The sequence below is a fragment of the Thermococcus piezophilus genome, from assembly GCF_001647085.1.
In the GTDB taxonomy this organism is placed as follows: domain Archaea; phylum Methanobacteriota_B; class Thermococci; order Thermococcales; family Thermococcaceae; genus Thermococcus; species Thermococcus piezophilus.
Genome location: NZ_CP015520.1, coordinates 605,373 through 624,072, shown reverse-complemented (window position 1 = coordinate 624,072; position 18,700 = coordinate 605,373). Strand labels below are relative to the sequence as shown.

Sequence of the window (18,700 nt, the reverse complement as noted above, 5' to 3'; positions counted from 1 at the left end):
TCCCCTGCCGTTATTAACCCTTTTGTGTAAGTGTTTACAATAGAGAAAAAACCGGCAGGCTCAAAGTCCAGTTGGCTCGTCTATGAAGAAAACGTCCAGCCCAAAGCGCTCTCTGATGAGCTCCATCAGCGCCTTAACGCCGAGCGTCTCGGTCTTGTAGTGGCCCGCAACCGCGATGCTTATCCCTAAGTCCATCGCCGTCAAATAGTTGGCGTGTGTAAACTCTCCGAGAACGAATAGGTCGAGGTTTTTCCTCTTTGCTTCCTCCAAGGCAAAGCCGCCGGCTCCTGTTATCGCCCCGACGCGCCTTACCTCCCTCGCTCCGAACTCGTAGGTCTTAACTGTCGTGTCCAGCTTCTCTGCGAGAACCTGTGCCACTTCCTCCACCGGCTTTGTCTCCTCAAACTCCCCGATATAACCTATCGTGACCCCTCCGTACTCGCCGAAGGGCTCCTTCGGTTCAAGCCCGAGAAGTTGGAGTAGTTGGACGTTGTTTCCGACCTCAGGGTGGGCATCTAAAGGCACGTGGGCGACGTAGAGGCTTATGCCAGCATCGAAGAGCGCCTTAAGCCTGCGGTACGTCACTCCAGTCACGTAGTCTATGCCACCCCATATCATGCCGTGGTGGACTATCATCATGTCGGCTCTGGCTTTGGCAGCTCTCTCTATCGTCTTGAGTGTCGTGTCGACGGTGAAGGCTATCCTCTCAACTTCCTCCGTTCCCTCCACTTGGAGACCGTTATTTGACTTGTCCGGGAAGGCGTTAATGTTGAGGTATTCGTTGAGAAATGTGACTATCTCGTCCCGCGCGACCATTTCGACCACCAAACTTAATCCCCGCGAGAGCTTTTAACGTCTCCGTATTCACTATACTAAATATCTCGAGCAACATCTCGACCAGCTAACCTTTTAAAAGGCCTGCCCAACTCGCTCCGAGAGGTGTTGGTATGGGTGGGAGTGACAACTTCAGGCGAGCGGTTGAAGAGATAGCGCGGGCAGTTTTGGCGGGCGAGATTAAAGATAGAAACGAGCTGAACAGGTATAAGATAATCGTCTCGCGGAAGTATCATCTGAGCAAGATTCCCGGTAATTCTTATATTCTCAAAGCCATCCCTGAGGGGGAGCGCGACTGCTTCCGGGAGCTCCTCAAGAGGAAGCCGACCAGGACGATAAGCGGAGTTGCCATAGTTGCCATGATGACCAAGCCTTTCCCCTGTCCCCACGGACGCTGCATCTACTGCCCGGGCGGTCCGAGCGTTGGCTCTCCTCAAAGCTATACTGGAAAAGAACCTTCCGCTCTGAGGGCCGTCCAGAGCGCTTACCACCCATATATCATCATGATGCGCAGGCTAAAGCAACTCACTGATATAGGTCACGACGTGGACAAGGTTGAGGTCATAATCCAGGGTGGAACTTTCCCTGCGGTCGATTTGGACTACCAGGAGTGGTTTGTGAAGTGCGCCTTCAAGGCCATGAACGACTTCCCGCACTTCAAGGACATAGAAAACCTCGAGGAGAAGCTTGTCCGCCTGATAGTCCACGGAGATAAGTCCGTCCTTGACGAGGACACGAAGTTCAAGGAGGCCTGGGAGAAAACGCACAGAAAGCCCTACTATTATCTCGAAGAGGAGCAGAGGAAGAACGAGAAGGCTAATGTGAGGATGGTCGGATTAACGATAGAGACCGCCCGGACTGGGCCTTCGAAAGGCAGATTGACAGGATGCTCAAGCTGGGAACGACGCGCGTTGAGCTCGGTGTTCAGACGATTTTCAACTTCATCCACGAGAGGACCAAGCGCGGCCACGGTGTTGAGGAGATAGTTAAGGCTACCCAGCTCCTCCGCGACGCTGGGTTGAAGATAAACTACCACATAATGCCCGGTCTGCCCGGGAGCAACTTCGAGAGGGATTTGTACACATTCAGAGCAATATTCGAGGATGCTTGCTTCAGGCCGGACATGCTGAAGGTATACCCTACGCTCGTTACCGCTGATGCTCCTCTCTACCGCTGGTGGAAGGAAGGTAAATACCGGCCATACCGCACGGAGGAGGCGGTTAAACTACTGGTTGAGGCATACAAGCTCTTCCCCAAGTGGGTTCGCGTTATGCGCATACAGCGCGACATCCCGGCGAAGCTCATCGTCGACGGCGTCAAGCACTCTAATCTTGGACAGCTCGTCTTCAACGAGCTGATTAAAAGAGGAATTCGCCCGAGGGAGATTCGCTTTAGGGAAGTCGGCCATATGATGCAGAAGTTCGGAATAGAGCCTGAAATAGAGCACATCGAGCTCTTAAGAGAGGACTACGACGCAGCCGGTGGGAAGGAGATATTCCTCAGCTTCGAGGACACGAAGAATGACATCCTCATAGGCTTTCTCCGCCTGAGGATTCCGAGCGAAAAAGCCCATCGGAAGGAGATAAACTGCTGTCCTTCGGCCATTGTCAGGGAGCTCCATGTCTACGGTCCTCTAGTGCCAATAGGTGGGAAGCCGAAGTATGAGTGGCAGCATCGCGGCTATGGAAGGGAACTTTTAGCGGAGGCCGAGAGGATAGCCCGCGAGGAGTTTGACGTCAAGAAGATGCTCATCATAAGCGGCGTCGGCGTGAGGGAGTATTACCGTAAGTTTGACTATCGCAAGAACGGTCCGTATGTTGCCAAGAGGCTCGATAGGGGTTATGCAAACTTTGAAAAGAGTGGGAAATTTGATGCCCACTTAAACACATGAGAAGGGCCTCAAGTAGGGGCCCCTTCTCCGGTGGATTTCGCCGCCTTTATCATCACCTCCGCTGACACTTAAAATAACTTTTTGTATTTAAAAATTTTTGTTCCTCGACTTTTCTGACAGTAAATCTTAAGTACTTCTTACTCCTCGGGATTAGTTAGGTGATTCCGAGTGAAAGAGGAATCCAAGAAGGGTCTCTCCTACGAGACTTCATTCATAATCAAGGTTCTCTTAATTGTCTTCGTAGTAGGTGTGGTCGTCCTTTTCGCGGTTATTTATCCTATCCTCTCCCATAACCCAAATCCCTTCGATGTTGCGGCTCCTAAGGGCTAGATAGTCCTCGCTCAGAACTTCACTATGGGTTCCATCAACTACACCAACGCCGTGCCTATAACTTCTCAGAACAACCTTCTCGTCCTGAAGGGCAATGACAACATGGGTGATAGCTTGACAATAAGCGTAACAAGCCCGGGGTGGTGCCTCGATCTCTGGGTCTGGGGCGGTTCGAACAACGGCTGGCAGTTGAAGTACAACTGCTCCAATGAAATCCAAATGAGTCAGTACGCCTTCAGGAGAGTGCCCACCCATGATGCCAAGGAGATACTTTACTGGTACCTCGAGCCTGGCTACGCGCTGGTTCTCCACAAAACTGAACCCGTTCAGAACTACGAACTCGTGAACCTGACCGTTACCTACGGAGGAATTACAGGAGAAGGCTCCCTGAAAGTGGCGATAAAGAAGTCATAACCTTTTTATTATTCAAAATCTTAGTAAGTCCGAGAGGTGATTGTATGAGAATCTCTTATGAGACTGAGTCAGTCCTTAAGATTCTTGTTGTCGTCGCAATCATTGCGATAGTAGTTCTCTACTACCTCCTCGTGCCGATAATCACTCACAAGCTCGTTCCCTACGGTGTTGCGTCTCCCAAGGGCCGGATAATTCTGCTGGAGAACATAACCCTCGGAAATTACACTTGGAGCAACGCAGTTGACCTTCAGAAGCACCTCATTCTGAAGGGAAGCGAGGATTATGGAAACTCCGTGGTGCTGAATATCCAGAATCCTGACTGGTGCCTCGACGTCCTCTTCTGGGATGGACAGAAATACGTGAGGAGCAAGGAGTGTGTTAGGAAGCTGGTCATACCAAAATATCTGTTCATGATAAGCAGTGCCTTCTACTGGTACGTGGAGAGCGGCTACCATCTGATTGCATACAAAAGGGATTCGGCCCCGGAGAATTATGAGCTGGTCAACTTCACGGTAACCTACGGAGAAGAAACTGACTGGGGAGCGTTCAAAGTAGCCTACCCTAAGGAAAGCTAACGGAACTCTTTTGAGACTTCTCTTTAACGTTTTTTATGAGGTTCAAGCCGAAATCTTTTCGAGAAGACGTCCACTTCAAGTGCAAGTTCTGCCTTGACTGCTGTAGGGGGAGGTTCATCTATTTAACTTTAAATGATATATTTAACTTTAAATGATATATTTAACTTTAAATGATATATTTAACTTTAAATGATATATTTAACTTTAAATGATATATTTAACTTTAAATGATATATTTAACTTTAAATGATATATTTAACTTTAAATGATATATTTAACTTTAAATGATATATTTAACTTTAAATGATATATTTAACTTTAAATGATATATTTAACTTTAAATGATATTAGAGAAATAGTAAAGGCCGGCCACGATCCACAGGACTCCGTAATGCTGACCCTTGACGGCGGGAAGGTTCGCTTTGTCATGGCCTACCGTGAGTGGGATCTCGGTTGCGTCTTCCACGACCCGGAAACAGGCAAGTGCAGGATTCATGACCAAAACCCGATAATATGCCGCATCTACCCATTCATGGTCTCCAGAAAGCCCCTGGGAGTTGAGGGGGAGGAGCCCTTCGAGTATAAAGGGGAGAACCTGTGGCTCTACTACGACGAGTCCTGCCCGGGAATAAACCCGGAGGAGCCTGAGGCGGTCATAACCCCAGAGGAGATAGCTGAGCTTGGCCTTGAGTTTGAGCGGGAATTAGAGAAGACGGATATGGACGGTTTCCTCAAACTACTTGAGGAACTCGACTGAGAAGATTAATCCTTATAAACGGCTTCCCCAACTCATGACCGATGTCGATGAATGAACTCCGCTATAGACGGGCCTCTGCGTGGGAGTACGACCTCATCCTTCGCGAGGCAGAGAAGTACGGTGAGCTTAGTCACCATACCTTTGCGGTCGTTGAGGGCAGGTTTAGAGACGTCTATGCTGTGAACGAGCGCGTTTGGAAAGAACTTGAAAACCTGAAAGTTAAGCCCTATGCCTACGGAACCTTCGTTGGCACGATTAAGGTGGACAAAAACCTTGTCGAGAAGTTCTATCCAAATGTCGAGTTCTTCTACTTTGTGGATGTTAAGAAAAACTACGCAATCCTAAGCCCCAGGGCGGGCTTCCTCTTCACTACGGGAAAAGATGTCCCCAGGAGCGGCGTCAGGAAGTACGACTGGCAAGGAACGAAGAAGCTTGTGGTATATGACGAAAATGGCATCATACTCGGTATAGGACGTATAAATCCCAAAAGCAGAAACAAGTTCATTCTAAATGTGACTGACATAGGGGAGTTCATCAGGAGGAGGCGCTGATATTCAGCTTTCTTTGACTGGCCGTGGTGAATACTCGGTTGTCTTCTGTAACTGTCTGGAGATTGTCCTTAAGGGTTCTGACTCTGACGTAACGCTTTTAAACTGAAATGTTAAATTAACTATTAGTGACTAAAACTTTCGGGGTGATACCCGATGATGAAGAGGGTAAAGACAGGCATCCCGGGTATGGACGAGGTTCTTCACGGGGGAATCCCGGAGCGAAACGTGGTTTTGCTGAGCGGTGGGCCCGGAACGGGAAAGTCCATATTCAGCCAGCAGTTTCTCTGGAACGGTCTCCAGAACGGCGAGCCTGGAATATACGTGGCTTTAGAAGAACATCCTGTTCAGGTTAGGCAGCACATGGCCAACTTCGGCTGGGACGTCAGGAAGTACGAGGAGGAAGGCCTCTTTGCTATGGTCGACGCCTTCACGGCTGGAATAGGTAAGAGCAAGGAGTACGAGAGATACATTGTACACGACCTGACAGATATCAGGGAGTTCATTGACGTGGTCAGAGGAGCTATTAAGGACATTGGGGCCAAGCGCGTGGTTATTGACTCGGTTACGACGCTGTACATCAACAAACCGGCAATGGCAAGGAGCATAGTGATGCAGCTTAAGCGTGTTCTGGCCGGTCTTGGGGTTACGAGTATCCTTGTGAGTCAGATAAGCGTCGGCGAGCGTGGCTTCGGTGGACCGGGAGTTGAGCACGGCGTTGACGGAATAATAAGGCTTGATTTGGACGAAATCGACGGCGAGCTCAAGCGCTCGCTGATAGTGTGGAAAATGCGTGGGACAAGCCACTCCATGAGGAGGCACCCCTTCGAGATAACTAACAATGGAATAGTCGTCCACCCAGACAAAGTTCTCAAGAGGGGGACTGTCGTCGGGCTCGAGTGAAAGCTGGGGGAGGTGGTAGCGATGGAGATTCCGCTGAATCCCCTTGGAAGGAAAGAAATACACAGGCTCGAAAGCATCCTGCTCTTCGCAACCCTCTTCAGGCCCGAAGTGATAGAGCTCATCAAGGATCCGGCAGAGAGGCTCACCTGGGTTGACAGTCTGGCAGTCGCTGCTGGAGCGATAGCCAGGGAGAAGGCAGGTATGGCGGTGAGGGAGATAGCGGATGAACTTGGAAGAGCCGAGGCTACTATAAGGAAGCATCTCAAGGGCGAGACTAAGGCCGGCCAGCTCGTCAGGGAGACCTACGAGCTCATAAAGGCTGGAAGGCTCGATGAGCTCGTCAGGAACGTCGAGGTTTTAGCTAAAGGCGGCCAACTGGTAGCACTCGAGGAGTACGAGAAGCTCAAGAGGAGCCTGGCTGAGCTTAATGCCCAGCTTGATGAGCTCAGAAAGGAAAACAAAGAACTCAAAGGCAAGCTTGAGAAGGCCAGAGAGACAATAGCAACTATTGAGCAAAAACTCGGGGAGATAAAGAACCTGCTCTGACGTTTCAAAAGTGGAGAAGGGAAAAGGGACCTCTTAGCCCTGCCCGTTCCCGTTCTTTCTTTCGAGCTTTTCTTCCCAGGTCAGTATCATGTGGGTGAAGGTTCCGTCGTCCTCTTCAATACCGCGCTTTATCTCGGAAACGTGGGCGTATTGGGCCTTTATCTTGTCGAGGATGTAATCAACGGCCTTTTCTGGGTCTGCCGTGGTGCCGCAGGTGTAAACGTCCAGGGCCGCGTAGCCCTTCTCCGGCCAGGTGTGTATCGAGATATGGGATTCAGCCACTATGACTACACCACTCACACCGGTTGGTGAGAACTTAAAGAAATAGCTTGCTTTGACCTCCATTTTACCTACTTTTGCTGCCTCTAGGAATATTTCCCTTATTTTGTCAGCGTTACCAAGGGTTTCCGGATCGCAGCCAGCAGCCTCAACCACATAGTGAAACCCTATCGTCTCCATGGCCTCTCACCTAAGTGAGGGGTTTGGCCTTCCCTTTTTAAAGTTAAGCCTCGCATTATCCGATGAACACTAGCCATCTTTAATCATTGAACCACTAATTTTAAAACTCGTCCGGACCAACTAACGATAAGTTTTGCAAAAACTCAAGAAGGGGTGAAGGTATGTCGAAACCTAAAACCAAGGGCGAGCCCGATGCTTGGGAAGCCGTCCGAATGAAAAAACAGAAGAAACTGAGTGTTCTCGCCAGGATGGATTATAAGAAAATGATTACCTACCCTCTGGCGGTCTTTATAGTTGCCCTGATTCTACTCGCGGTTCACTTTCCGCACCTTGGAATAGACCTCCAGGGAGGTGTGGTTATCACTGCTTATGGTGTCGATACTAACCCGGATGAACTTGCCAAATACATCAGCGACCAGATTGGCGTTGATGTGAGAGTTGAGAGCTTTAGCGGTGTAGACACCAAGGGTGTGAGGGTTTACGCGCCCACTGGAACAGACCCGCTTGAGATAATCAATGTCATGAAGACCAAGTATCCTGACGCGGAGTATACTCACAGCGAGGTGCAGCCGACCTTCGGTGAGATTTCCCAGCAGCAGGGTATCAGGGCTCTTATACTGGCGTTCATCGGAATGGCCGTAGTCGTGTTCCTCTTCTTCAGGAACTTAGTCCCGTCGCTCACCATAATGTTCTCTGCCCTTTCGGACATGGTGATAGCCGTCGCAATAATGGGGATCTTCGGCATCCAGCTAACAACCGCAACCATAGCGGCCCTGCTGATGCTCATCGGTTACACCGTGGACAGCAACATTCTCCTGACCACGAGGCTCCTGAAGCGTAAGGAGGACACCATCGAGGATGCCTACCTCTCGGCGGTTTCGACTGGATTCACCATGAGCACCACCACTCTCGGTGCCCTCTTTGTGCTCTGGCTCATCTCGACCTCTCAGACTATAGACAACATCGCAGTGGTGCTCATCTTCGGTCTCCTCGCGGACTTCATGAACACCTGGCTGCTCAATGCAGGGGTGCTGAAGTGGTACTTGGCCAGAGGCTCTACTAGGGGTGGTAAGGCATGAAAAGGAGAACTAAAAAGCTCCTCCTGAACTGGAGGATCATCCTTCTCACCGTGTTTCTCATAGGCTCGGTTGTGACTCTTGCTGTTAGGCCGCTCACCTTTGGAATAGATATAAGCGGCGGTGTTGCGCTCGTCGCTCAGACTGAGCACCCCGTTGATGCCGACACGATGCAGCTCGTTGTTGATTCGCTCCAGAAGAGGCTCAACACCCTGGGATTGAGGGACATAACTGTTGAGGCCCAGGGGGACCAGATAGTGCTCGTCAAGGTCGCCAACGTCACCACCGCTGAAGAAGCCGATGCCATTAAAAACGTCATTGAAAGCCAGGGTGTATTCTACATGGAGTTTGATGGAGTAATCTTTGGAACGGGTCAGGACGTTGAGTACGTCGGCATCTATCAGATAAAGCCCGACAACACATGGAGCGTCCCCTTCAGGATATCCAAGAGTGCCGCCGAGAAGTTCGCCGAGCTGGCGAAGGGCAAGACGGGATGGCCGGTCGACATGTTCCTTGACCCACCCGTTAACTCACTTCTCGTAGTTCCTGACAGTGTATATAATCTCATGAACAGCTCGGAGTTCAACGCCCAGGTTCCTGAAGCCCCGACCCTGCTTCAGAGGATAACCAAGGCCTTTAACATAACCGTCGTTGCTTATGCCAATCAGACCGCCGATGAGCTGGCAGATATGGCCGAGGGCAGGGAGAAGATAGTCCTCGTTGACCTCAACCAGGGCCTCCAGAGTGAGCTTGAGAACATGAACGTTACCGTCAGACTCGTCCAGAGGGGCCCAGGCGAGAGCGACCACGCACTCATCATTAGGACCCTTGGTCTCTACGGCCCGTACTCAGTGGGCGAAGGCCTCGCCACCGGCCAGCCGCAGCAGGATGTTCAGATAACTGGAACCGCCTCGGACAGGCTCACTGCTGAGCAGGAAGCCAGGCAGATCTACACCGTCCTCAAGAGCGGTTCGCTTCCAGTCAAGCTCAACGTCGTTGGAATGGAATTTATCTCCCCCAGACTCGGTGAGAACTTCAAGTACCAGGCCCTGCTCGCCGGTATCGGAGCGCTTATAGCGGTCTTTGCCATAGTCTACTTCCACTACAGGAACTGGAAGATAGCCATACCAGTTGCCTCGACCAGCTTCTTCGAGGCAATAATCATCCTTGGATTCGCCGCACTCATCCAGTGGAACCTCGACCTGCCGAGCATAGCGGGTATCATAGCCGCCATCGGTACTGGCGTTGATCAGCAGATAGTAATAACCGACGAACTTCTCGGTGGGACTAAGGAGACTAGGATAACCAGGCGCTCGAACGTTCTCAAAAGGATGGGAAGGGCGTTCTTCGTTATCTTCGCCTCGGCAGCGACGACGATAGTGGCCATGAGCTTCCTGCTCATATACTTCGTCGGAACACTCAAGGGCTTCGCTTTCACGACAATACTGGGCGTGGTCATAGGAATCCTCGTTACGAGGCCTGCCTATGCTGAAATAGCCAAGTACCTGCTCGGTGAGGACTAATGTTCGTCGTGATAATGGGCGCCGGAAGGGTTGGCTATCTCGTTGCCAAGATGCTCGAGGAAGAGGGCCACGACGTGACCATAATCGAGATGGACAAGGAGAGGGCCAAGGAGCTCTCCCTCCGTATCAACGGTCTCGTCATTGAGGGCGATGCCACCGACCCGAAGACGCTCGAGGAGGCAAACATAAAGCAGGCGAATGCATTCGCGGCTTTAACCGGCAAGGACGACGCCAACCTGCTGGCGTGCATACTGGCAAAGCACCTCAACCCGAAGATAAAGACCTCACTCAGGATAGGCAACCCGAAAAACAGGCGCATCTTCGAAGAGGTGGGGGACCTCCGGAGGTACTTTGACTTCGTCATCTCGCCGGAGGAGATAGCAGCGGAGTACATCAGCAGGAACATCGTTACGCCGGGCTTTGACCGTGTCCTCTTCCCCAAGGAGGGTGCTGAGATTGTGCGCTTCACTATAGACAAGGACAGTGAGATAGCAGGAAAGCTCGTTAAGGATCTCAGGATACCAAAAGACGCTCTCATAATAGCCGTCTATGACGAAAAAGGCAACCTGCTGATACCCTCCGGCGACACGAAGCTGCCAGAGGGGGGCCAGATAATTGTCTTTGCCAAGAACAACGTTCTTGACAATGTCAAAGAACTCCTCGAGAAGAAGAAGCCTGAGGAGACGCAGGAGTAAGTTTGCTCCTTCCTTTTCTTTCACCATAAACTATTTAAACCAATTAGGGAAGCCAAAGGTGGCGTAGAGAGAACCTGTTTTCAGGGTCATTGGGGGGCTCATCATGGAGGAGGTCATCAAAGAGATTGTCGATGCCGAGAAGCAGGCTGAGAAAAGGATTGAAAAGGCGAAGGAAGACGCTAAGGTCATAGTCCTTAAAGCCAAGGAAGATGCGAAGCTAATAGAGAAGGAGATAATCCAGGAAGCTGAGGAAAAGGCCAAGGCCCTCGTTGAGAAGGCCCGCCTGGAAGGCGAGGAGGAGGCGAAGAAAATCCTTGAGGAGGGCGAGAAGGAAGTCGAAGAGCTGAAGATTAAGGCCATCAACAACTTCGAGAAGGCCATATCTGCCGGCATAGAGCTCATAAGAGGGGGCTGAGATGTTCAGGCCAGAAGAGATGGTTAAAATCGAGGTAATGGCCCTCAACAGGTACAAGGATTCTCTCTTGACTTATCTCCACGAGCAGGGTGTCGTGGAGATCAGGGAGATAGACATTAAAATCGCCCAGAAGGATTCTCCCAACGAGTTCCACAGAAAGGCTGCCTCATACAGCATAACAATCTCAAGACTCGTTGATTTCCTCAAGGATTACAGAAAGACCAAGGGCGGCGGTATAAAGGAGTTCATCTTTCCCCCCGAGAGGGAGAAGAAGACCTACAAATATGGAGGAATCGAGAAGCTCATAAAGGACGTTGAGAGCTTTCTTGAGGTTGTTGAACCAGAGATAAAGGCCGTTGAGGGTAAAATAACCGCGACCCAGACGGAAATTGAGAGGATAAAGGCCGACATCTCAATTCTTGAGCTCCTCTCCTCGTTCAACCTTGATGTCTCCTATCTCAGGTCCACCGACATAGTCGAGATAGTGGTCGGAACCATCGATAGAAACAAGTTCCCACCCCTCATCGAGGAGGTCAAAAAGGCCACCGAGGGGAGAGTGGCTTTTGTTTCCAAGGAGTTCAAAGATAAGGTTCTGGTGGTTTTCGCATTCATCAAGAGGGACTACGAGAAGGCCAATCCGATACTGGCAAAGTACTCTCTCGAGAGGCTGGAAGTCCCAGAGGGTGAGGGGACTCCAAGGGAACTTATAAAAGTCTATGAGGAGAAGCTCAGGATCAAGGAGAAGGAGCTTGAAAGCGCGAAGAAGGACGCCGAGATGCTCGCCGAGAAGTACTACGACGACGTGGTTTTCTACCAGGAGCTGATGGAGAACGAGAGGGACAAGGCCACAGTCCTGCCGATGCTCGCGAGGACAAACATGACTTTCGCCATGACGGGCTGGCTCCCGAGGAGCGAGGTTCCGAATGTTCTTGAGGGAATCAAGAGGATAACTGAGGAAAAGGCCTACATCAACATCAAGGAGCCGAGCAAGGAGGAGCTCGATGACATCCCAATCAAGCTCAAGAACCCGAGCTTCTTCAGACCCTTTGAGATGCTCACCGAGATGTACGGTGTCCCGAAGTACAATGAGATAGACCCAACGCCGATAATAACCTTCACCTACTCGTTCTTCTTCGGCTTCATGCTCACGGACTTCATGTACGGCCTCATAATAGCCATAGTCGCTGCACTGCTCATCAAGGGTCACAAGAAGTTCAACGACGGCACCTACAAGTTTGCCTACACCTTGCTCATCAGCGCCGCCTTCACTATGATCATGGGCGTCCTCTTCGGCAGCTACTTCGGCAACGCCCTCGATTTGGCTGGCTTCAACGTCTGGCGCAAGTGGGACAGCATGACAGACGCGCTGGTAGTCCTCCAGATGGCATTGGCCATAGGCCTCGCCCACCTATTCACCGGATATACCGTAGGCTTCATAGCCAAGATGAAGAACGGCGAAGTCAAAGACGCAATCTTCGACCAGCTCTCCTGGATGCTCATAATACTCGGCGTCTCGCTCCTTGGCCTGGGAGCCATGGGTCAGCCAGGCTTTACCCTGCCTGGAAAGGCTCTCTTCGGGGCTGGCCTAGTGCTCTTCATCCTCAGCGAGTTCAGGAACGGTGCACTGGCAATACTGCTGACGATATCGGACTTCTTCGGCTTCGTCGGCAGCTGGCTCAGCTACGCCCGTCTGATGGCACTGGCTTTGGCAACCGCTGGAATAGCCATGGTCGTCAACATCCTTGTCCAGATGGTCTGGGGCATCAGCATCGGCCCCGTTCCAATAGGCATAGTCATTGGCCTCATACTGTTTGTCGGCGGCCAGCTGTTTTCGGTCGCCATCAACGCCCTCGGAGCGTTCGTCCACTCGCTCCGTCTGCAGTACGTTGAATTTTTCGGAACCTTTTACTCTGGCGAAGGTAAGCGCTTCGAGCCCTTCAGGGCAAAAAGGGAGGTCTCAAAGTTAGAGTTTGAAGCTTAAGGAGGTGTTTGAGAAATGGACCCGATAGTTTACGTATCCCTTGGAGCGGCCCTTGCGGCCGGTATAGCCGGAGCAGCTTCAGCCTTTGGTGTCGGTATAGCAGGTGCAGCGGCTGCTGGAGTCGTTGCCGAGGATGAGAGAAACTTCAAGAACGCCCTCATCCTTGAGGGTCTGCCAATGACCCAGAGCATTTACGGACTCATTACGCTGTTCCTCATCCTGCTGGTCTCGGGAATCCTCGGCGGCGGCTTCAAGTTCACCGACCCCAACAACGTGGACAACATCGTCAAGAGTGCCATACTCCTCGGTGCCGGCCTTACCGTCGGCCTCACTGGCCTCTCAGCCATACCGCAGGGTATCATCGCGAGCGCGAGCATCGGCGCCGTTGCCAAGAACCCAAAGACCTTCACCCAGGGCATCATATTCTCGGCTATGGCCGAGACCATGGCAATCTTCGGTCTCGTCGGTGCCCTGATAATGATAGTTACTGGAGTTGGCTTCTGAGCCCTCCAAACTTTCTTTATATATAGCCCGACGGAGGAAGGAAGATGAATGGAGCAGAGCTGATAATTCAGGAGATAAACAGGGAAGCGGAGCAGAAGATACAGTACATACTCAACGAGGCCCAGAAGGAGGCGGAGAAGATTAAGGAGGAGGCTTGCAAGAGGGCCGAGGCCAGGGCAGAGTGGATACTCAGGAAGGCCCACACTCAGGCCGAGATAGAGAAGCAGAGGATCATAGCCAACGCCAAGCTTGAGGTGAGGAAGAAGAGGCTAGCCGTTCAGGAGGCGCTCATCCAGGAGGTCATTGCAGCCCTGCGCGAGAGGCTGGCTGAACTATCCGCCGAGGAATACTTCTCGATGCTTGTGGATTTGACGGTCCAGGCCGTCGAGGAGCTCGGAAGCGAGAGCGTTGTCATTAATTCCAATGAGAGAACCCTTGAGCTGCTCCGCGGAAGGTTTGAGGAGTTCAAAAAGGTCCTTGAGGAGAAGCTCGGGAAGAACGTTGAGATAACCCTTGGTGAGCCAATAAGCACTATAGGCGGCGTCATCGTCGAAACCATAGATAGGAGCGTTAGGGTGGACAATCGTTTTGAGTCAAGGATAGAGAGGTTTGAGAGTGACTTGAGGGCAGAGATTGCCAAGGCTCTCTTCGGGTGAGGCGAATGGAAGCAGGAGCGGTAACTGGAATCCTCAACACAACATTGGCGGTGGTCTTCGTTTGGATGGGGTACAAGACGTCCAAGATAATCTGGAAGTACACTCCCTACTCCTACCCTAACGCGAGGATAAAGGCTATGGAGGCCAAGCTCCTGACCGAGCAGAGGTTCAACGAGCTGGCGGAGAGCAGAACTCTTAACAACTTCGTGGTCAGCCTGGAGGACACTGATTATAAGGGCTACCTCGCGGGAGTTTCAAGCTACACCGTGGAGGAGATAGAGAGGGCCCTGGATAAGGCCTTGGCCGGAACCTACGAGCTCATGGTTAAGATTCTTCCGAAGAGGGTCGGCCCCTTCTTCAGGCTCCTGCTCGAGGAGTGGGATGTCAGGAATGTAACCAGCACCGTCAAGGCCAAGAAGGTCGGCGAACCCGCGAGCGACTACGTTAGCGAGATTGGAACTATGGTCCCCAAGGTCAAGGCCATGGCTGAAGCAAAGACGCTCGAGGAGATACTCGTCATCCTTGAAGGCACCCCCTACGAAGAGCCTTACCAGAAGCTTCTGTTGGGGGAGATAAGCCTCAAGGAGTTCGAGACCGAACTTTACAAGATGTACTACGCCAAGCTCCTTGAATACGCGCTCTCCAGGAAGGACGACGAGAGGATAATCCTCAAAGAGTTCGTGAGGCTCAAGATAGACAAGACCAACATAATGACCGTCATGAGGGCTAAAGCGGCAAAGATGAGCGCCGAGGAGATAAAGCCTCTCCTCATACCTGGGGGAAGGCTCGGTAGAAGCCTTGAGGCCATACTCCACGTGGACGACTTGAGCATGGCTTTGGCCGAGCTCGACTCCACGAGCTACGGCAAGGTCATCAGGGACGTCAGGGATGAGGTTGAGAAAGACTTGAGCGTCCTCGAGAGGACTCTGGAGAGGCACATCAGGGAAAGGATGAACGAGCTGACCCGGTTCTACCCGCTCAGCGTGGCAACGCCGCTCAGCTACATACTGCAGAAGGAGAGTGAGGTCAAGAAGCTCAGGGCGATAGCCAAGCTCATCGACGATGGTCTCAAGCCAGAGATGATAAAGGAGATAGTGGGTGATGTCGCATGAAGATAGCCGTCCTCGGCGACAGGGACACGGCCCTTGGCTTTAAGCTCGCCGGGGCCCATGAGGTTTATTCCTTCGAGGACACGCCCCTCGAAATGGAGAGGCTCAGGAACAAGCTCAACGAACTCATCGAAAGGGGCGATGTTGGAATAATCCTGATAACGGAGAGATTCGCCCAGAAGGTTGAGCTTTCAGAGGTTACATTTCCGATCATTCTTCAGGTGCCTGACAAGTCGGGTTCGAGGTTTGGTGAAGAGCAGATTAAGGAGATAGTTAGAAGGGCGATAGGTGTTGAGTTGAAGAGGTGAAGAAAATGGGAAGGATAGTTAGGGTTACCGGTCCACTTGTCGTCGCCGAAGGAATGAAGGGCTCAAAGATGTACGAGGTAGTCAGAGTAGGCGAAATGGGACTCATTGGAGAAATCATTCGCCTCGAGGGCGACAAGGCCGTCATACAGGTCTACGAGGAAACGGCCGGTGTAAGGCCAAGTGAGCCGGTCACGGGAACCGGTGCATCGCTCAGCGTCGAGCTTGGTCCGGGTCTACTCACTGCGATGTACGACGGTATTCAGAGGCCGCTTGAGGTTCTCAGGGAGCTCAGCGGCGACTTCATAGCGAGAGGTCTCACCACTCCTGCATTGCCGAGGGACAAGAAGTGGCACTTCACTCCGAAGGTCAAGGTTGGCGACAAGGTCGTCGGTGGCGACATCCTCGGTGTTGTTCCAGAGACTAGCATCATCGAGCACAGGATTCTCGTTCCTCCATGGGTCGAGGGCGAGATAGTGGAGATTGCAGAGGAGGGCGACTACACGGTTGAAGAGGTCATAGCCAAGGTCAAGAAACCCAACGGTGAGATAGAGGAGCTCAAGATGTACCACCGCTGGCCAGTTCGTGTCAAGAGGCCCTACAAGATGAAGCTCCCGCCCGAGGTTCCGCTCATCACCGGACAGAGGACGATAGATACCTTCTTCTCCCAGGCCAAGGGTGGAACTGCAGCCATCCCTGGACCGTTCGGTTCAGGAAAGACCGTTACCCAGCACCAGCTCGCCAAGTGGAGTGACGCCCAGATTGTCGTTTACATAGGCTGCGGTGAGCGCGGAAACGAGATGACTGATGTTCTCGAGGAGTTCCCCAAGCTCAAAGACCCGAAGACCGGAAAGCCACTCATGGAGAGAACTGTCCTCATAGCCAACACTTCGAACATGCCCGTCGCTGCGCGTGAGGCCTCCATCTACACCGGAATCACCATAGCCGAGTACTTCAGAGACATGGGCTACGACGTCGCTCTGATGGCCGACTCGACGAGCAGGTGGGCTGAGGCGCTCCGTGAGATTTCTGGAAGGCTTGAGGAGATGCCCGGTGAGGAAGGCTACCCTGCCTACCTCGCGAGCAGGATAGCTGAATTCTACGAGCGTGCCGGTCGTGTGATTACCCTTGGAAGCGACGAGAGGATTGGAAGCGTTTCCGTCATCGGTGCAGTCTCACCCCCGGGTGGAGACTTCAGCGAGCCCGTCGTTCAGAACACCCTTCGTGTCGTCAAGGTCTTCTGGGCCCTCGATGCTGACCTGGCCAGGAGGAGGCACTTCCCGGCTATAAACTGGCTCAGGAGCTACTCCCTTTACATAGACTCCATCCAGGGCTGGTGGCACGAGAACGTTGACCCAGAGTGGAGGAAGATGCGTGATAAGGCCATGGGGCTCCTCCAGAAGGAGGCCGAGCTCCAGGAGATAGTTAGAATCGTCGGTCCAGACGCTTTGCCCGACAGGGAGAAGGCCGTCCTCATAGTCACCAGGATGCTCCGTGAGGACTACCTCCAGCAGGATGCCTTCGATGAGGTCGACACATACTGCCCGCCCAAGAAGCAGGTCACTATGATGAGGGTTATCCTCAACTTCTACGAGAAGACTATGGAGGCCGTTGACAGGGGCGTTCCAGTTGACGAGATAGCCAAGCTCCCCGTCAGGGAGAAGATCGGTCGTATGAAGTTCGAGCCTGAGATAGAGAAGGTCGCTGCGCTCATAGATGAAACCAACCAGCAGTTTGAGGAGCTCTTTAAGAAGTACGGAGCGTGATGCTGATGCCTGGAATGGAGTACTCCACCGTTAGCAAGATTTACGGCCCGCTGATGATAGTCCAGGGCATCAAGGGAGTCGCCTATGGTGAGGTCGTTGAGATAGAGACGGAAAGCGGCGAGAAGAGGAAGGGTCAGGTCCTTGAGGCAAGGCAGGACATGGCCATCGTCCAGGTCTTCGAGGGAACCCGTGACTTGGACATTAAAACCACTCGCGTCCGCTTCACTGGCGAAACGCTCAAGGTTCCCGTTTCCATGGACATGCTCGGCAGGATATTCAACGGTATCGGTCGGCCCATAGATGGAGGCCCAGAAATCATCCCCGAGGACAGGCGCGACGTCCACGGCGCTCCCCTTAACCCGGTCGCTAGAGCTTACCCGAGGGACTTCATCCAGACCGGTGTTTCGGCCATTGATGGAATGAACACCCTCGTTAGGGGTCAGAAGCTCCCAATCTTCAGTGGTAGCGGTCTGCCCCACAACATGCTGGCTGCGCAGATAGCCAGGCAGGCGAAGGTCCTCGGTGAGGAGGAACAGTTCGCCGTCGTCTTTGCTGCGATGGGTATCACCTATGAAGAAGCCAACTTCTTCAAGAAGAGCTTTGAAGAGACTGGAGCCATTGAGAGGGCTGTCCTCTTCCTCAACCTTGCTGACGACCCGGCAATCGAGAGAATCATCACCCCACGTATGGCTCTGACAGTGGCTGAATATCTCGCCTTCGAGTACGACATGCAGGTCCTCGTCATCCTCACGGACATGACCAACTACGCCGAGGCCCTGCGTGAGATCAGCGCCGCCCGTGAGGAGGTCCCAGGAAGGCGTGGCTACCCAGGTTATATGTACACCGACCTTGCTACCATCTACGAGCGTGCTGGAAGGGTCAGGGGCAGGAAGGGAAGCATAACCCAGATGCCCATCCTCACCATGCCCGACGACGACATCACCCACCCGATTCCAGACCTCACTGGATACATCACCGAGGGCCAGATAGTCCTCAGCAGGGAGCTGCACAGGAAGGGTATCTACCCGCCCATCGACGTTCTCCCGAGCCTCAGCCGTCTGATGAAAGATGGTATCGGTAAGGGAAGAACCAGGGAGGACCACCCGCAGCTCAGCCAGCAGCTCTACGCTGCTTATGCCGAGGGAAGAAGCCTGAGGGATCTCGTCGCAGTCGTCGGTGAGGAGGCACTCAGCGAGACTGACAGAAAGTACCTCAAGTTCGCGGACAGGTTCGAGAGGGAGTTCGTCGCCCAGCGCTACGACGAGGACAGGAGCATCGAGGAGACTCTCGACCTCGGCTGGGAGCTCCTCGCTGAGCTTCCGGAGAGCGAGCTCAAGCGTGTCAGGAAGGAGTACATCCTCAAGTACCACCCCAAGTACAGGAAGAGGGAGGCTTGACTCCCCATTTTATCCC

Annotated in this window: 20 protein-coding genes and 1 pseudogene; 19 read left to right on the top strand and 2 right to left on the bottom strand. The window is 52.5% G+C overall.

From position 1 onward, the window contains the following. Nucleotides 1-60: 60 nt before the first annotated feature. Complete coding sequence (locus A7C91_RS03415; RefSeq protein ID WP_068664924.1) at nucleotides 61-816, bottom strand: Nif3-like dinuclear metal center hexameric protein; 756 nt, start codon at nucleotides 814-816, stop codon at nucleotides 61-63. Between the two features lie 131 nt (nucleotides 817-947). On the opposite strand from A7C91_RS03415, the pseudogene A7C91_RS03410 reads away from it, so the two are divergent. The 8 genes and pseudogenes from A7C91_RS03410 (at nucleotide 948) to A7C91_RS03380 (ending at nucleotide 6,798) form a co-directional block, all read left to right on the top strand. Beyond that, a pseudogene (locus A7C91_RS03410) lies at nucleotides 948-2,725 on the top strand (tRNA uridine(34) 5-carboxymethylaminomethyl modification radical SAM/GNAT enzyme Elp3). A 168-nt stretch (nucleotides 2,726-2,893) separates the two neighbouring features. Next, nucleotides 2,894-3,055, top strand: coding sequence for a hypothetical protein (locus tag A7C91_RS11600; protein ID WP_234394455.1), 162 nt, complete (start codon nucleotides 2,894-2,896; stop codon nucleotides 3,053-3,055). Between the two features lie 24 nt (nucleotides 3,056-3,079). Then, nucleotides 3,080-3,469 (top strand): hypothetical protein, encoded by a 390-nt coding sequence (locus A7C91_RS03405; RefSeq protein ID WP_234394454.1) that lies wholly within the window; start codon nucleotides 3,080-3,082, stop codon nucleotides 3,467-3,469. A 44-nt stretch (nucleotides 3,470-3,513) separates the two neighbouring features. Then, complete coding sequence (locus A7C91_RS03400; protein WP_068664922.1) at nucleotides 3,514-4,044, top strand: hypothetical protein; 531 nt, start codon at nucleotides 3,514-3,516, stop codon at nucleotides 4,042-4,044. Nucleotides 4,045-4,366: 322 nt separating this feature from the next. Further along, a complete protein-coding gene (locus A7C91_RS03395; protein WP_082871976.1) occupies nucleotides 4,367-4,801 on the top strand; it encodes a YkgJ family cysteine cluster protein in 435 nt (144 codons plus the stop codon). A gap of 41 nt (nucleotides 4,802-4,842) precedes the next feature. After that, complete coding sequence (locus tag A7C91_RS03390) at nucleotides 4,843-5,352, top strand: PUA domain-containing protein (RefSeq protein ID WP_082871975.1); 510 nt, start codon at nucleotides 4,843-4,845, stop codon at nucleotides 5,350-5,352. A gap of 153 nt (nucleotides 5,353-5,505) precedes the next feature. Continuing rightward, nucleotides 5,506-6,252, top strand: coding sequence for a KaiC domain-containing protein (locus A7C91_RS03385; RefSeq protein ID WP_068664918.1), 747 nt, complete (start codon nucleotides 5,506-5,508; stop codon nucleotides 6,250-6,252). 21 nt (nucleotides 6,253-6,273) lie between these two features. After that, nucleotides 6,274-6,798, top strand: a complete 525-nt coding sequence (locus A7C91_RS03380) for a hypothetical protein (protein ID WP_068664916.1) — start codon at nucleotides 6,274-6,276, stop codon at nucleotides 6,796-6,798. A 33-nt stretch (nucleotides 6,799-6,831) separates the two neighbouring features. Here A7C91_RS03380 and speD read toward each other — a convergent pair whose 3' ends face one another. Continuing rightward, the gene (speD, locus tag A7C91_RS03375; protein ID WP_068664913.1) at nucleotides 6,832-7,257 is read right to left on the bottom strand and encodes an adenosylmethionine decarboxylase; all 426 of its coding nucleotides are present in this window, start codon (nucleotides 7,255-7,257) and stop codon (nucleotides 6,832-6,834) included. A 161-nt stretch (nucleotides 7,258-7,418) separates the two neighbouring features. Here speD and A7C91_RS03370 point away from each other — a divergent pair, with 161 nt between their 5' ends. From A7C91_RS03370 to A7C91_RS03320, 11 genes are all read left to right on the top strand, one after another. Then, nucleotides 7,419-8,336 carry a protein translocase subunit SecF gene (locus tag A7C91_RS03370; RefSeq protein ID WP_068664911.1) on the top strand — a complete coding sequence of 306 codons (918 nt, stop codon included), beginning with the start codon at nucleotides 7,419-7,421 and terminating at the stop codon, nucleotides 8,334-8,336. Then, nucleotides 8,333-9,856 carry a preprotein translocase subunit SecD gene (locus A7C91_RS03365; RefSeq protein WP_068664909.1) on the top strand — a complete coding sequence of 508 codons (1,524 nt, stop codon included), beginning with the start codon at nucleotides 8,333-8,335 and terminating at the stop codon, nucleotides 9,854-9,856. The genes A7C91_RS03370 and A7C91_RS03365 overlap by 4 nt, the downstream gene beginning before the upstream one ends. Further along, nucleotides 9,856-10,551 (top strand): potassium channel family protein, encoded by a 696-nt coding sequence (locus tag A7C91_RS03360; RefSeq protein ID WP_068664906.1) that lies wholly within the window; start codon nucleotides 9,856-9,858, stop codon nucleotides 10,549-10,551. The genes A7C91_RS03365 and A7C91_RS03360 overlap by 1 nt, the downstream gene beginning before the upstream one ends. Nucleotides 10,552-10,654: 103 nt before the next feature. After that, nucleotides 10,655-10,966 carry a V-type ATP synthase subunit H gene (locus A7C91_RS03355; RefSeq protein WP_068664904.1) on the top strand — a complete coding sequence of 104 codons (312 nt, stop codon included), beginning with the start codon at nucleotides 10,655-10,657 and terminating at the stop codon, nucleotides 10,964-10,966. 1 nt (nucleotide 10,967) lies between these two features. After that, complete coding sequence (locus A7C91_RS03350; protein WP_068664902.1) at nucleotides 10,968-12,947, top strand: V-type ATP synthase subunit I; 1,980 nt, start codon at nucleotides 10,968-10,970, stop codon at nucleotides 12,945-12,947. Between the two features lie 15 nt (nucleotides 12,948-12,962). Next, nucleotides 12,963-13,451, top strand: coding sequence for a V-type ATP synthase subunit K (locus tag A7C91_RS03345; protein WP_068664900.1), 489 nt, complete (start codon nucleotides 12,963-12,965; stop codon nucleotides 13,449-13,451). Between the two features lie 44 nt (nucleotides 13,452-13,495). Beyond that, nucleotides 13,496-14,107, top strand: a complete 612-nt coding sequence (locus A7C91_RS03340) for a V-type ATP synthase subunit E (protein WP_068664898.1) — start codon at nucleotides 13,496-13,498, stop codon at nucleotides 14,105-14,107. Nucleotides 14,108-14,112: 5 nt separating this feature from the next. Next, on the top strand, nucleotides 14,113-15,219 hold the full coding sequence (locus A7C91_RS03335; RefSeq protein WP_068664896.1) for a V-type ATP synthase subunit C: 1,107 nt from the start codon (nucleotides 14,113-14,115) through the stop codon (nucleotides 15,217-15,219). Beyond that, entirely contained in the window at nucleotides 15,216-15,524 is a 309-nt protein-coding gene (locus A7C91_RS03330) for a V-type ATP synthase subunit F (RefSeq protein WP_068664894.1), read from the top strand. The genes A7C91_RS03335 and A7C91_RS03330 overlap by 4 nt, the downstream gene beginning before the upstream one ends. Nucleotides 15,525-15,529: 5 nt before the next feature. Beyond that, complete coding sequence (locus tag A7C91_RS03325) at nucleotides 15,530-17,287, top strand: ATP synthase subunit A (protein WP_068664892.1); 1,758 nt, start codon at nucleotides 15,530-15,532, stop codon at nucleotides 17,285-17,287. A gap of 5 nt (nucleotides 17,288-17,292) precedes the next feature. Continuing rightward, a complete protein-coding gene (locus A7C91_RS03320; RefSeq protein WP_068664890.1) occupies nucleotides 17,293-18,684 on the top strand; it encodes an ATP synthase subunit B in 1,392 nt (463 codons plus the stop codon). Nucleotides 18,685-18,700 lie beyond the last annotated feature (16 nt).

Bases quoted from the DNA above. Each gene is read 5' to 3' on its own strand.
- A7C91_RS03415 (WP_068664924.1), bottom strand. From the start codon at position 816: ATGGTCGCGCGGGACGAGATAGTCACATTTCTCAACGAATACCTCAAC.
- A7C91_RS03405 (WP_234394454.1), top strand. From the start codon at position 3,080: ATGGGTTCCATCAACTACACCAACGCCGTGCCTATAACTTCTCAGAAC.
- A7C91_RS03400 (WP_068664922.1), top strand. From the start codon at position 3,514: ATGAGAATCTCTTATGAGACTGAGTCAGTCCTTAAGATTCTTGTTGTC.
- A7C91_RS03395 (WP_082871976.1), top strand. From the start codon at position 4,367: ATGATATATTTAACTTTAAATGATATTAGAGAAATAGTAAAGGCCGGC.
- A7C91_RS03390 (WP_082871975.1), top strand. From the start codon at position 4,843: ATGTCGATGAATGAACTCCGCTATAGACGGGCCTCTGCGTGGGAGTAC.
- A7C91_RS03385 (WP_068664918.1), top strand. From the start codon at position 5,506: ATGATGAAGAGGGTAAAGACAGGCATCCCGGGTATGGACGAGGTTCTT.
- A7C91_RS03380 (WP_068664916.1), top strand. From the start codon at position 6,274: ATGGAGATTCCGCTGAATCCCCTTGGAAGGAAAGAAATACACAGGCTC.
- speD (WP_068664913.1), bottom strand. From the start codon at position 7,257: ATGGAGACGATAGGGTTTCACTATGTGGTTGAGGCTGCTGGCTGCGAT.
- A7C91_RS03370 (WP_068664911.1), top strand. From the start codon at position 7,419: ATGTCGAAACCTAAAACCAAGGGCGAGCCCGATGCTTGGGAAGCCGTC.
- A7C91_RS03365 (WP_068664909.1), top strand. From the start codon at position 8,333: ATGAAAAGGAGAACTAAAAAGCTCCTCCTGAACTGGAGGATCATCCTT.
- A7C91_RS03360 (WP_068664906.1), top strand. From the start codon at position 9,856: ATGTTCGTCGTGATAATGGGCGCCGGAAGGGTTGGCTATCTCGTTGCC.
- A7C91_RS03355 (WP_068664904.1), top strand. From the start codon at position 10,655: ATGGAGGAGGTCATCAAAGAGATTGTCGATGCCGAGAAGCAGGCTGAG.
- A7C91_RS03350 (WP_068664902.1), top strand. From the start codon at position 10,968: ATGTTCAGGCCAGAAGAGATGGTTAAAATCGAGGTAATGGCCCTCAAC.
- A7C91_RS03345 (WP_068664900.1), top strand. From the start codon at position 12,963: ATGGACCCGATAGTTTACGTATCCCTTGGAGCGGCCCTTGCGGCCGGT.
- A7C91_RS03340 (WP_068664898.1), top strand. From the start codon at position 13,496: ATGAATGGAGCAGAGCTGATAATTCAGGAGATAAACAGGGAAGCGGAG.
- A7C91_RS03335 (WP_068664896.1), top strand. From the start codon at position 14,113: ATGGAAGCAGGAGCGGTAACTGGAATCCTCAACACAACATTGGCGGTG.
- A7C91_RS03330 (WP_068664894.1), top strand. From the start codon at position 15,216: ATGAAGATAGCCGTCCTCGGCGACAGGGACACGGCCCTTGGCTTTAAG.
- A7C91_RS03325 (WP_068664892.1), top strand. From the start codon at position 15,530: ATGGGAAGGATAGTTAGGGTTACCGGTCCACTTGTCGTCGCCGAAGGA.
- A7C91_RS03320 (WP_068664890.1), top strand. From the start codon at position 17,293: ATGCCTGGAATGGAGTACTCCACCGTTAGCAAGATTTACGGCCCGCTG.